This is a genomic window from Fictibacillus enclensis (genome assembly GCF_030123385.1).
Classification (GTDB): Bacteria; Bacillota; Bacilli; order Bacillales; family Fictibacillaceae; genus Fictibacillus_C; species Fictibacillus_C enclensis.
Window position 1 is genome coordinate 1,621,603 of the sequence record NZ_CP126109.1, and the last position, 12,354, is coordinate 1,633,956.

Sequence of the window (12,354 nt, forward strand, 5' to 3'; positions counted from 1 at the left end):
TGCAAAAAACAAACAAGAATGGGTTTGACATCTTTTGTTGTATCGGTGTATTATATCACTAGTACACTAGTTCGTTGGAACAATTTTGAATGGAGGTCTGCTGAATGAATCCATGGTGGGGTCAATTAGCGAAAGAATATCGTTTGGGAAGGGGAGGAGTCATCGGGGCTCTGATTGCTCTTTTCTTGTATCTTGGAATCGGGGTGTATGTTTCCTGGAGAATGGGCAATCCGGAAACCTTTCTTGCATTTTGTGCGTTTGCCCTGATGATGCATGTCCTTTATATGGCAGGTTATATGTGTGTAAGTTTAATTCGTGAACAACGGACGCTTCATCTTTGGCTGCAGACTCCGCTGCCGGCATATAAACTTTTGCTTGCGAAACTATTAAACGGATGGGGAGCACTTGCTTCTTCGCTTTTCATTATAAGTGCAATTACACTGATTTCAGGAACCATGGTTGTTAACCTATTTGAACTGAACCCGGAACTCACTTGGCCTGATGTCATTAGCACAGGCCTTTTCATCGACATTCACATCTTGCTGATTGCGCTCTATATAGGCATCGGATTAACGTTTCTATGGGCGATCTACCTTGTGGTATCCAAATCCCTCGGAAAGGTGAGCGGAAATGTCATCGGTATCGTTCTTTTCTTCTTCCTTCCATGGCTGATGTCCAAATGGGAGGGTACAGGATTATTTCATGCATTGTTCATCTGGGGAAAGCTCGATCTCAATTTCAGTGAAGCCGCTTATGTAGCCTTCAGGCATGTATATATCGGTTATTATTTCTATCATTTTCTTCTGGCACTTTTACTCCTATTCATAGCGAGCTGGTTGATTGAACGTAAAGTTGAGGTGTAGCAAATGGCTGAAGATTTTAATGCGTCAAAACCTATATATTTACAGTTGGCCGACCGGATCAACCGGCAGATCCTCAGAAAGGAACTGGAAACCGGGCAAAAACTACCTTCTGTACGGGAGATGGCGATTCAATCGGGTGTAAACCCCAATACCGTCCAGCGGACGTACAGTGAATTGGAAAGGATGGGCAGTGTGGAATCCAAAAGAGGGCAGGGGACGTTTGTGACAGAAGATCAATCCGTGCTTAATCAGCTTCGGCAACGTTTAAAGAAAGAGCAAATCTCTTCATTTTTCGAGGATATGAAGGAGATGGGTTTTACAGCGGATGAGATGATTTCAGGTTTGGAGGAGTACATTTCCGATGAAGAGCGGGGTGAAACGAATGATTGAATTTAACCATGTGACGAAAAAGTATAGAAGTCAGGCAGCATTGAATGACTTTTCACTTTCTCTGCCTGCCGGAAAGATCATTGGCCTTGTTGGAGAAAACGGAAGCGGAAAATCAACCGCTCTAAAACTCATTTCCGGGCTGATCTCCCCAACCAAAGGCAGTGTAACGGTAGATGGGGAAGTGGCAACGCGGAGGATCAGCAGCAAAGTTTCATATCTGTCGGAACTGGATGCCTATTATACCTTCTACACCGTTGCGGAAACCGTCAGCTATTATGCGTCTCTTTACAGCGATTTTAACCAAAGCAAAGCAGGAGAAATTCTTGACTACATGAAGCTCGACCCCAGTAAAAAAGTGAAAGATTTATCAAAAGGCAACCGTGGCCGTTTAAAAATTGCGGTGACGCTGGCACGCGAGGTTCCGGTTATTTTAATGGATGAACCTCTGTCCGGACTGGATCCCATGGTACGGGATTCAATTGTAAAAGGCTTGCTTTCCTTTATGGATTTTGAAAAGCAGACCTTGATCATTACGACACATGAAATCAAAGAAATCGAACCCATTCTCGACACGGTTGTCCTCATTAAAGACGGGGTTCTATTAAAAATGGAAGATGTAGAAGAATTGAGAATCGAACAACATGTTTCGATCGTTGAATGGATGAAGCAGGTATATCAGGATGGAGGGATAGACAAATGAACAAAAAACCATTGGTAGAGCTTAAGGGTGTAAAAAAGAGAATCGGCAAAAAAGACATTATCCATGGTCTGACGTTTGATATATATGGCGGAGAAGTGTTTGGGTTCCTGGGGCCAAACGGTGCAGGAAAAACAACGACAATACGGATGATGGTAGGATTAATGTCGTTAAGCGGCGGACAGATCCTAATCAAAGGGAAAAACATTGAAAGTCAGTACAAACAAGCTGTTTCAGAAGTGGGAGCAATTGTTGAAAATCCGGAAATGTACAAATTTTTGACAGGCTATCAGAACCTCATTCACTACAGCCGCATGGTTAAAGGAGTGAGTAAGGGGAGAATAGCAGAAGTGATTGAACTCGTTGGCTTGACCAACAGAATTCATGAAAAAGTAAAAACCTACTCCCTTGGAATGAGGCAGAGACTCGGGCTTGCCCAGGCTCTGCTGCATTCTCCCTCGGTCCTTATTCTGGATGAACCAACAAACGGTCTGGACCCGGCTGGTATCCGGGAAATCCGGTATTATCTTCGGCAGCTGGCAGAAAAAGAAGGTATCGCTGTAATCGTGTCGAGCCATTTGCTCTCTGAAATGGAGCTGATGTGTGACCGGATCGCAATTATTCAGAACGGAAAGCTGATTGGTGTACAAAGTACAAAAGAGTTTGTAGAGAGCGGGACAGAAAGAAAGGTTCGTTTTCTCGTGGATGAGATAGCGGCCGCCCGCCATGCTGTCAGTCATCATGTCAAATCTGAACGGATTACACTTGGAAATGGGTTCATCGAAGCTGAAATGGAACGGGAGCTGATTCCGGAAGTAACCGCAACTCTCGTTGTGGAAGGCGTAAAAGTGTACGGAATCTCAACTGAAACAAGAACACTTGAAGATAAATTCCTGGAAGTGACGGGAGGAAAAGAAATTGTCTAATTTTTTTGGCTTAATCCGAAATGAAAATATGAAAATATACAGCCGCATCGGGAATCTCATCATGATCGTTCTTCTGATTGGTTTCATTGGACTTACCGGGATCCTCACCAAGACAGACAAAACAAAGCCTGTGAGTGATAATTGGAAACAGGAGCTGAAAGAACAGAATGCTTCCATGCAAAAAGAGATTAAAAAAGAGCCGATGATGAAAAGCCACTATGAGCGTAATATCGCAATTAACGAATATCGTGTCACCCATAATATAAAGCCCATGGATACAAAAAGCCAATGGTCGTTTATCGGAGAGAGCCCTGATGCCATCCAGTTTATCCTGATTTTTACGATCATTGTGGCGGGTGGCATGGTCGCCAGTGAATTTTCATGGGGAACCATTAAGCTTCTCTTAATCCGGCCGGTCAGCAGATCCACCATCCTTGCAACCAAATATGTTTCAACCTTGCTTTATGCTCTTCTTCTCATTGTGATTACGTTTGTGTTTTCCTGGCTATGGGGAGGTATCCTTTTTGGTTTTGAGCTAAGCCCTGGGACTCATTTAAGCTATGCGGACGGAAAAGTGATTGAGGAAAACATGATATGGCACATGTGGAAAGAATATGGATTTGCGAGCATTCTGTTGTTAATGATGGCAACCTTTGCTTTCATGATGTCCACCATCTTCCGCAATAGCTCGCTGGCCATTGGATTCTCCATCTTTTTATCGATGTCAGGCACCGTCGCGGTCCAGCTGTTGTCCAAGTACGAATGGGTGAAATATATCCTGTTTGCCAACGTGGATTTAAAGCAATATTTTGATGGAACACCTCTGACAAAGGGAATGACCCTGAATTTTTCCTTGGCAGTGCTCGCGGTCTATTTTGTACTGTTTGTAGCGCTTTCCTGGTTAGTATTCAAAAAAAGAGATGTTGCTGCATAATCAAAGAAAAGGGCAGCTGGCACAATTGGCCAGCTTCCTTTTTTTTATTCTTTATTTTCCTCGTCTTTTACGGCATCTTCTATCTTACGGGCATTGCCCTTGGCATTGATCATTTCAAGAACCTCATTAAGTCCTGATTCCTCACTGCGATTTTCTGTTTCCGGTTGGTTTATCATGTTTTCTTCTTTTTTATCTCCCATGAAATAACCTCCTTTTTTTCGTAATACCCTCTACCTTCAAAGCCTACACCGATTAAGAGAGCTTTCTGCTTGATCTCAGTCTGGTCCGCAGCGGAGTTTCTGATGTTCTTTTCTGATGAAGTGCTGTGCGGTGGAGGCCGCTTTCAATACAATAACGTGGTCTTTTCTTCACTTCTTTAAATACTTTTCCCACGTATTCACCAATGAGCCCAATCGCCATCAGCTGCAGTCCGCCGATCAGCCAGAGGGAGAGGACAATAGATGTCCATCCGGGAACCGTATATCCGTTCATTTTTTGAAAAAGGGCGAAGAGTCCCGCAGCCGCACTGATGAAAAAAAACAAGAAGCCGCAAGCGGTAAGAAAGCGGATCGGTTTAATGCTGAAAGATGTTATTCCATCAAATGCAAAAGCAAGCATTTTACCAAGGGGGTACTTTGATTCTCCTGCGGCCCTTTCTTTTCGGTCGTAATAGACTTGGGCAGAGGGAAAGCCAATAAGAGGAACAATGCCCCTCATAAAAAAATTCCTTTCATCGTAGCGTTCAAGTTCCTTGAGAGCCCGCTTACTGAGGAGACGGTAATCCGCATGGTTGTAGATAAGTTCAACGCCCAATTTACTCATCAGCTTATAGAAAACTTGTGCTGTCTGTCGTTTGAACATCGTATCACTTTTGCGCTGACTCCGGATTCCGTAAACGACATCATAACCATCCCGGTATTTCAGGATAAATTCGCGGATGACATTAACATCATCCTGCAGGTCGGCATCAATGGAAATAATGCAGTCTGAAAAATTTTTGGCCTGATCCATTCCCGCGAGCAGAGCGTTTTGATGGCCTGCATTCTTTGCCAGCTTGACCCCGCTGACATGCCGGTTGGTTTTATGCATGGCGGTGATGAGCTCCCAAGTTTTATCCTGGCTGCCATCATCCACGAAAAGAATGGCGCTCTCCATGGAAACCAGCGATTCTGATATCATCCCCTGAACGACGGCTGTCAGTTCCCGTGCGGTAATCATAAGCACTTCTTCTTCGTTGTAGCATGGAACGACGATGGCAAGGACCGGGGGTTTATTTTTCTGCATGTGTCATTTCTTCCTTCCTCCACGCGGCGGGATTATTCATAACGGGTTGCTTCAATGGCGTTTGTTGTTTCCTGAAGATGGCGAAGGTGTTCATGGGCATGAAACAGCTTTTGGGCCTGTGTCTCTGATAATCCATCGGTTTGGCGCATTTGTTGTACCCTTTCATGGGCTTGTTCGAGAAGTTGTTTGGCCTGCTGGAATTCTGAGGGGTTGTTGCTTCCTTGTGCATCTTCGATGGCTTTTCTCGCATTTTCCACACTTTCTAAAGCTTGGGTGTACAGGTGTTGATCGTCCATTTACACTTGGCTCCTTTTCTTCTTTATCATTAACATGCGTTTTGGAGAAATTTGTTATTCGTTCTTTCCCAATTTCCTTTTCAAAAAAGGTCGTACAACCTTCTTGGCTTGAATAAACTTGTACTAATTCAAAAAAACAGGCGGAGGGCTGAAGTGGGAATATTGATAAAATATATGCTCTTGGGACTATCATTGGCTGCACCAATCGGGCCGATTAACGCTGCTCAAATGGATAAAGGCATTCGCAGCGGGTTTTGGCATGCTTGGATGGTAGGACTGGGTGCTACCACCGCAGATGCCATTTATATGGCATTGGTTTATATGGGGCTGGTTCATTTTTTGGAAGCGCCGATGATAAAGGCCTTTCTATGGTTGTTTGGGTGTTTTGTTCTGATTTATACCGGGATTGAGAGTTTCAGGAGTTCGGCAGTAATGGTACTTTCCAAAAAACAAGAACAGGAAAAAATGAGAAAATGCTTTTTTTCCGGCTTCTTTATGTCATTAACCAATCCGCTTACCATTTTGTTTTGGCTTGGAATATACGGATCGGTCCTTGCGGAAACCGCTGCCGTTTCTCAAACGGAGCAGCTTATTCTGCACAGCTCAGCAATTTTTGGCGGCATTTTATTATGGGACTTTACGATGGCGCTGGTTGCCAGCGGTTTTCGCCGGTTCCTTGCCGATGCACTTCTTAGCATGATCTCCCGTCTTTCGGGTATATCATTAATTGGCTTTGGCATTTATTTTGGATATCAGGCATTTAAGTTTCTATGGAAGTAATGCGTTACCCATAAACCATTTGTGATAGTAAGAAGCATCTGAGAAAATGAAAGAAATGCTGATGAGATGCTTTGGGGCAGTGGGAGGAGTGGCGCAGCCGATGAAATTGTACAAGTGGATCTGCTATTTGCTTGCCGTGTTTAATGTTACGGATGCGTTTTTAACGTTCAGGCTGCTCGAACGGGGAGGAAGCGAGTTAAACCCGATTATGAGGCTTCTCTATCATTTTCATCCTTTGGCGTTTTTGGGAGTAAAACTTCTATTCTCGATCCTCGTTATTCTTTTGTCGTTTCTGCCGCTTCGCGGCAAGTACAGCATCTTTGTGTATCTTGCTTTCGGTGTCTATCTGCTTTTGATGGGATGGCACATTTATATACTGGCTTTTCTTTCATAGCAATAAAACAGCGCACCGGAAGCCGGTGCGCTTTTGGATTTATGCTTTGTTGAGATGAGATCGGAAACGATCCAGCATTTCACTGTAGTTTGCCGATGTCTCTTCAAATGGTATATGAAGCCGGTTGCTTAAATATTCGACCGCTTTGTCGTCATTTAAAAGCCATGAACTGTATTGACGTTTCACGTAGTTTTCTGCCGATTGAAAATCAGAAAAAGTTTCCGAAGCAGGCTGATGATGATGAATAAGTTTCCATTGTTGATCGCTGTCCCTGAAAACGATCGTTGACTCTTTTTTATGGTTAATGAAAATGGTTCCTTTTTCATTTTCTTTAACATTTTGTTCGTTGTCATGTGCATCGGGACGACGTGGCGGAATTTCAAAAGCAGGGAGAACAAACCTTTGAAACCCTTCAGCTGTAAGTGTGCACCCTGAAGCTTTTGGATGTCCGCCTCCTCCAAATTGCGCTGCATATTTGGATACATCCACATGATCATAAATGGTACGGAATCCTGCTCTTTTGCCCCCGATGTTCAGGATCACGATTAGATCCAGATGGGGATTTTCACGATTCAATTCATTACCCAGCTCCGAGTGATGGCTTTCTGCATGAACGATGCCGATTCGGTAAGGCTCGCTCCCGGTTTCGTATACCGAATCCCATGTTTCAGCCATTTGCCGCTGCTTTTTCTTGATATACGCTTTTCTGCTGTCCTCCTCAAGCTGAAGAATGGTTTCTTCGGTTTGTGAAAAACGGAAGTGCTCTTCTGTTTTCAAACGTTCGATCATATCCTTTTCGAATTGTCCTTGAGGAAGAAGGAAAAACAAGTCGTTCAGACGCTTGGCATCCTCATTTTCATTCTCAAACCATTCCCAGGTATCATACTGTCTGACGAGTTCAACAAATTCCTTTAGCGCCCCTCCGTCTTTCAGAAGTCCCTTTTCAATAAAATGCTCATAAAGAAGGGAAGTGGCAGAGGTAAGCTTTCCGTCCTCCTTTTTTGCTTCAACAAAGCCCCACTCATAGCCGTTAAAGTGGTCGGCAGTAACATGGTGGTCGATCAGCTGAATTTCCCGTCCGTCTTCAAATTCCTCTTCCAGCTGGCGGGCCACCTCGTCATTCACTGCGATATCCGTTATGTAAACAGGAGTATTCTTGTGTTGTTCCAATTGTATATAATCGGCCACACGACGATTGATGTTTTCGTGTGAACAGTAGAAGGTCTCTACATTTTCCTCTCCGATTGCAAGCATTGCCACGATGCCGCAGGATTTTCCATCCAGGTCATTATGTGAAAAAAGTTTCATTTCACTAACGCCTCCTTTCTATTTCCCTATTCAATAGTATAGGCACGGGGCCTTTCTTTCAACCCAAAAAGGAATTTTCAGAAGATACCCGAATACAAAGTAGAGCAACTTCTATTATGGCTTGAAAGGAAAGAGAACATGCAATCATTAACAAATCGTGCCGATAAAATGGCAGAGATCTACCAAAAAAATGAAAACATCGCCGGTGTTTTACTTGCCGGCTCGGTTTCACGTGGCTGGGATGACAGCCATTCTGATATTGAGCTCCATATTTTATGGAAGAAACCGCCCAGAGACAGAGATCGTCTTCAGCCCATTGAAAAGGTAAACGGCGAGATCATTGATTTTCATCCATACGAAGAAGAAGAGTGGGCGGAAACTTATATTGTCGATGGCGTAAAATTTGAAATCAGCAGCTTCCTTGTAAGTACCATTCAGGAAGTTCTTCAACAGGTCGTTCAGCAGGCAAATACAAACTATGATTTTCAATGTCTGGCTGCTTCACTTAAAGACGGAAAGATCCTGTTTGAGGAAGAACGAACGCTGTCTGCGTTAAAAGAAGAAGTGACGGCTTACCCGGCGGCACTGGCTGAAAATATGATCATCGAAAACCTTGAGTTGGGAAGCCGGTGGAATAACCGCAAAGCCCTGCTGGCTCGTAAAGATTGGCTCATGTATTATGATTTGATGACAGCGGTTCAAAAACGAATGCTCGGCATTTTGTTTGGTTTGAATGGCATGTATGTTCATCATCCTGCATTCAAATGGCTGAAGCAGAGCACAGATGAAATGAAAATCGTGCCCGATCAATTATATGAAAGGTTCACATCGGTTCTTACAGACAGCCCGGAGGAAAGCTTTTCTACTCTTGAAGGAGTTGTTGGGGAAGTGTATGCACTTGTCGAAAGGCACTACCCTCATCTGCCTGTAACAGAGGGAAGAAAACAGGCTGCATTTACAAGACCGGTTCATCCTTGATGTTACTGTAACTAATTACCTAGTTGAACAGAATTGTACGCGCTAATTTCCTTATCTGTCATTGTTTAGCATGCATCCAATTTCTCATTTTTCTGAAAATTATTGTTTTTATCTACTTAGGGTGCTACAATCAATGCAAACACCTATTCCCCTTTCTTTGAAACTATCATTTGGGAAAAAGGCGGTTTAAAAAAATCTTTACCTGTTTTACCATCATCTTTTTAAAGGAGGAAGGACGAATGAGTGAAGTTCATTTAATTCCTTTTAAGTTAGAAGAAGTTGTACAGACAGCTGGTGAAGAAATTCCGTACGGTATTCAAATGATCAATGCTCCTGCTGCATGGGAGCAGGGATACAAGGGGAAGGATGTGGTCGTCGCGGTTCTTGATACAGGCTGCGATGTAAACCATCCGGACTTGAAAGACCGAATTATTGGAGGAAGAAATTTTACGAGTGATGATCCTGAGGACTACTTGGATGGTCACTATCATGGAACACATGTAGCAGGTACGATTGCCGCTACTCTGAACAATAAGCTAGGGGTTGCAGGCATAGCGCCGGAAGCCAAGCTCTTGATTCTCAGAGTCCTTGGAAAGGACGGAAGCGGTAGCTACCAGGGAATTATTGATGCCATCAACTATGCCGTGGAATGGCGGGGCGACAATGGCGAAAGAGTTCGGGTCATTTCCATGTCACTAGGCGGACCGGACGATATCCCCGAAATGCATGAAGCCATTAAAAACGCCACTCAAAACAATGTTATGGTCGTCTGCGCAGCAGGCAACGAAGGCGATGACAATGAAAGAACTGATGAGCAAGCCTATCCAGGGTATTATAAAGAAGTGGTCCAGGTCGGTGCTGTAGATGAACAAAAGCACTTGGCCGAGTTTTCAAATACGAATGATGAAATCGATCTTGTAGCTCCGGGAGTCAATATCCTTTCCACCTATCCGGGTGAAAAGTACGCCAAGCTCTCAGGTACTTCTATGGCTACACCTCACGTTTCCGGTGCCGTGGCTGTCCTTATCCTGAAAGAGGAAGCTGAATTCGGCCGGGAGTTAACCGATCCCGAAATTTATGCCCAGCTTTGTAAGAACACCCAAACGATTGGCCTGACGAAAAAAGGAGAAGGCAACGGGTTGCTTTACTTAAAGATGGGTGAAAGAACTGATTCCGGCAACAAAACAGAAGAAACAACTACCGTTCAAAAGTAAAGCGGCTCCCAATTTTAAGAGGGGATGTTGATCATGGCGGTTTATCATGTACTGTCCTTAATGATTGGCTTTGCCACGCTGACACTAAAACTGGTGGAGGAGCGAAACCGCAGACACAGAAAAACATCACTTCCTTCCAAGAAGGAACAACCGAAACGAAAAAAAGCCTGACTTTTAAATAAAGCTGATTCTCACAAGAGAATCAGCTTTATTGTCTTATTTTGCTGTTACTTTAACTGTGGCAGCCGGGCTTACCGCATGCTTTGAATCTTTATAAGTCACCTTTAATACGGTCCCTGCTTTTTGTAGGGGAATCTTCATGGTAAACGATCCGGTCGAATTCGCTTTAACGGCACCCAGGCTCGTACTTCCTCTTTTAACGGTGATTGTGCTCAATTTTATCGCCTTTCCTGAAATCTGTCGGCTCTTGCTGTTCACAGGCATAACCGTTGGCTTAGAAAGCATTTTGGTGATATAGGGGGAGGAGATGTACCATGTGCCCATTTGTCCGGGAACGGAAACGGGATACCAGACAAATGGGTTGGAACTGCCATTAGAACGGTCGAAGGTATATGGTCCGGCAATTGCGAGCTGGCTTCCTTTTTTTATCCACTTGTATGAACTATCAGTAGAAGGTGCTTTGCGGATCCTTACCTGGGTAAGAGAAGAATTCTCCCAGCTGGCAATTACTTTATCGTTCTTTTTGAGTCCGTATCTTGTCTCATGAAGCAGGCTGGACAGTGTATACGTTTTCTTCAGAAAACTAATATTGGCTGTGCTTTTAGGGTTATATTTAAAATCTTTAACAGAAAAAGAGGGCTTGCGAATGTTTGTATCCCCTAGGAAACTCTCACTGTTCAGGTGTGTCCAGACTTTTTCCTGGTACGCATTGGTGTTCACTTTCCCGTTGCTCTGATAGAGCGGGCTGTTGACGGGCTTGGTTCCATTGTATGCCATGATCGCAAAATACCACGTTTCAAGCACGGCTTTATCCTTTGGCAGGATGGAAGGAAGATCGGACCTGTTATACATATCGTTCAACAAATCCGCACCTGCTTTCAAATTATAAGGAATATCGTACTTTAGTTTTTCGATATCATACCGCTTTTGGTTTGTAATTTGCATTACGCCAATTCCGTGGTCAGATGAAATGGCCGGTTTTCCTTTTTTATCAAATTGTTTCCATGAGGTGTTTTCCTGGGTGGCAACTGCTTTCATAATTTCGGGCGGAATACCTGCTTCTTTGGCTGTCTGTGTCAGAAGGCAGTTCATATGCTGTGTGGATGGGTTGGTACCTTTTTTTAAGGTGCCCAACGAGCTGCATTTCGCCTGAACATTGGAGCTCGATGCTGCCTGGGCGTGATTCTGAAAAAGTGGCAGTCCGAGAGCCAGGCAGCCTGCCAAACCGGCTTTTATAAACAAAGATTTCATAGTCAATCCTCCAAATCTCGTAATCTTCTAAATAATACCATATATTACAAGGTGAATGGTGTAAAATAATAGAATATTTTGGAATGAAGGAAAATGCGTATCCTCTAAAGAATAGATAGAGCAGAGTATGTCAAAGGAGGCGGTTTTTATGAAAAAAAAGATGGTTATGGGGAATGGGAAGGGTACTGAGAGAAAATAAACAGGAGATGATGGTTTGAAGCAAGCCTTGCTAATTATCGATGCACAACAGGAATTATTGGACGGAAACACAGAGAATGAGGAAGTCTATCAAAAAAAGGAAGTCATTCACACTATAAATAAGGTCATTCTTAAAGCCGGGCGTTTAAAGGTACCTGTATTGGCCGTGCGTGACCTGGACGTAGCCGGGGGGAGTGGTGATGGATTTCTTGTTCACAGCGAGATTCAATTGCCGGCAGATACGCCTTTCTTTGACAAAAGCGCCACCAGCGCTTTTTATGGAACCGGATTGCTGGAGCATTTACAAAAACAAGAGATTGAGCATCTGGTGATTGCGGGATGCAAAACCGAGCATTGTATTGATACCGCTGTTCGCATGGCAACTGTGCAGGGGTTTGATGTCACCTTGATCAAGGAAGGACATTCCACCACATCCTCAAAGAGCTTGCGTGCCGAAAAGATTATTCAGCATCATAATGAAATTCTTCACGGACATTACAATGTGGACCATTTTTCCATGGTAAGAAGTGCCGATGAAGACGTATTCGAACCGCTTCATTACAAGTACCGATAATAGCAAACGAAAAAAGAAGACCTCATCGGGGTCTTCTTTTTTATATTAAGAAAGTCTTAAGAATTATGCTGACTGATTGTTAAGATT

16 protein-coding genes are annotated in these 12,354 nt (G+C 43.7%); 11 read left to right on the forward strand and 5 right to left on the reverse strand.

Annotation, left to right across the window (positions count from 1 at the left end; genetic code table 11):
* Positions 1-104 precede the first annotated feature (104 nt).
* The 5 genes from QNH15_RS08665 to QNH15_RS08685 are packed head-to-tail and all read left to right on the forward strand — an operon-like array spanning position 105 to position 3,810.
* Positions 105-863: a hypothetical protein gene (locus tag QNH15_RS08665; RefSeq protein WP_061968528.1), complete on the forward strand. Its 759-nt coding sequence runs from the start codon at positions 105-107 to the stop codon at positions 861-863.
* A gap of 3 nt (positions 864-866) precedes the next feature.
* A complete protein-coding gene (locus tag QNH15_RS08670) occupies positions 867-1,253 on the forward strand; it encodes a GntR family transcriptional regulator (protein WP_061968530.1) in 387 nt (128 codons plus the stop codon).
* Positions 1,246-1,953, forward strand: coding sequence for an ABC transporter ATP-binding protein (locus QNH15_RS08675; protein ID WP_283895510.1), 708 nt, complete (start codon positions 1,246-1,248; stop codon positions 1,951-1,953). Before QNH15_RS08670 ends, QNH15_RS08675 begins: the two co-directional genes overlap by 8 nt.
* Positions 1,950-2,876: an ABC transporter ATP-binding protein gene (locus QNH15_RS08680; protein ID WP_061968533.1), complete on the forward strand. Its 927-nt coding sequence runs from the start codon at positions 1,950-1,952 to the stop codon at positions 2,874-2,876. Before QNH15_RS08675 ends, QNH15_RS08680 begins: the two co-directional genes overlap by 4 nt.
* Positions 2,877-2,904: 28 nt before the next feature.
* On the forward strand, positions 2,905-3,810 hold the full coding sequence (locus tag QNH15_RS08685; protein WP_347343381.1) for an ABC transporter permease: 906 nt from the start codon (positions 2,905-2,907) through the stop codon (positions 3,808-3,810).
* 44 nt (positions 3,811-3,854) lie between these two features.
* Here the strand turns inward: QNH15_RS08685 and QNH15_RS08690 are convergent, their stop codons facing one another.
* The 3 genes from QNH15_RS08690 to QNH15_RS08700 are packed head-to-tail and all read right to left on the reverse strand — an operon-like array spanning position 3,855 to position 5,390.
* Positions 3,855-4,010: a hypothetical protein gene (locus QNH15_RS08690; protein WP_156412552.1), complete on the reverse strand. Its 156-nt coding sequence runs from the start codon at positions 4,008-4,010 to the stop codon at positions 3,855-3,857.
* Positions 4,011-4,062: 52 nt separating this feature from the next.
* Positions 4,063-5,094: a glycosyltransferase family 2 protein gene (locus QNH15_RS08695; RefSeq protein WP_061968535.1), complete on the reverse strand. Its 1,032-nt coding sequence runs from the start codon at positions 5,092-5,094 to the stop codon at positions 4,063-4,065.
* Between the two features lie 32 nt (positions 5,095-5,126).
* Positions 5,127-5,390 carry a hypothetical protein gene (locus tag QNH15_RS08700; RefSeq protein ID WP_061968537.1) on the reverse strand — a complete coding sequence of 88 codons (264 nt, stop codon included), beginning with the start codon at positions 5,388-5,390 and terminating at the stop codon, positions 5,127-5,129.
* Positions 5,391-5,543: 153 nt separating this feature from the next.
* Here QNH15_RS08700 and QNH15_RS08705 point away from each other — a divergent pair, with 153 nt between their 5' ends.
* On the forward strand, positions 5,544-6,170 hold the full coding sequence (locus tag QNH15_RS08705) for a LysE family transporter (RefSeq protein WP_283894094.1): 627 nt from the start codon (positions 5,544-5,546) through the stop codon (positions 6,168-6,170).
* Between the two features lie 100 nt (positions 6,171-6,270).
* Positions 6,271-6,564: a DUF5658 family protein gene (locus tag QNH15_RS08710; protein WP_283894096.1), complete on the forward strand. Its 294-nt coding sequence runs from the start codon at positions 6,271-6,273 to the stop codon at positions 6,562-6,564.
* A gap of 39 nt (positions 6,565-6,603) precedes the next feature.
* On the opposite strand, the gene QNH15_RS08715 is transcribed toward QNH15_RS08710, so the two are convergent.
* Positions 6,604-7,872, reverse strand: a complete 1,269-nt coding sequence (locus tag QNH15_RS08715; RefSeq protein WP_283894098.1) for a DHH family phosphoesterase — start codon at positions 7,870-7,872, stop codon at positions 6,604-6,606.
* 138 nt (positions 7,873-8,010) lie between these two features.
* Between QNH15_RS08715 and QNH15_RS08720 the strand changes: the two genes are divergently transcribed.
* The 3 genes from QNH15_RS08720 to QNH15_RS08730 all read left to right on the forward strand — a co-directional run bounded on the left by QNH15_RS08720 (position 8,011) and on the right by QNH15_RS08730 (position 10,235).
* Entirely contained in the window at positions 8,011-8,850 is an 840-nt protein-coding gene (locus QNH15_RS08720; protein WP_283894100.1) for a DUF4037 domain-containing protein, read from the forward strand.
* A 239-nt stretch (positions 8,851-9,089) separates the two neighbouring features.
* Positions 9,090-10,064, forward strand: a complete 975-nt coding sequence (locus QNH15_RS08725; RefSeq protein ID WP_061968548.1) for a S8 family peptidase — start codon at positions 9,090-9,092, stop codon at positions 10,062-10,064.
* A gap of 33 nt (positions 10,065-10,097) precedes the next feature.
* Positions 10,098-10,235, forward strand: a complete 138-nt coding sequence (locus QNH15_RS08730) for a hypothetical protein (protein WP_156412553.1) — start codon at positions 10,098-10,100, stop codon at positions 10,233-10,235.
* A gap of 45 nt (positions 10,236-10,280) precedes the next feature.
* Here QNH15_RS08730 and QNH15_RS08735 read toward each other — a convergent pair whose 3' ends face one another.
* The gene (locus tag QNH15_RS08735) at positions 10,281-11,495 is read right to left on the reverse strand and encodes an Ig-like domain-containing protein (protein WP_283894103.1); all 1,215 of its coding nucleotides are present in this window, start codon (positions 11,493-11,495) and stop codon (positions 10,281-10,283) included.
* A gap of 214 nt (positions 11,496-11,709) precedes the next feature.
* Here QNH15_RS08735 and QNH15_RS08740 point away from each other — a divergent pair, with 214 nt between their 5' ends.
* Positions 11,710-12,267, forward strand: coding sequence for an isochorismatase family protein (locus QNH15_RS08740; RefSeq protein ID WP_283894105.1), 558 nt, complete (start codon positions 11,710-11,712; stop codon positions 12,265-12,267).
* The last annotated feature ends 87 nt before the right edge of the window (positions 12,268-12,354 follow it).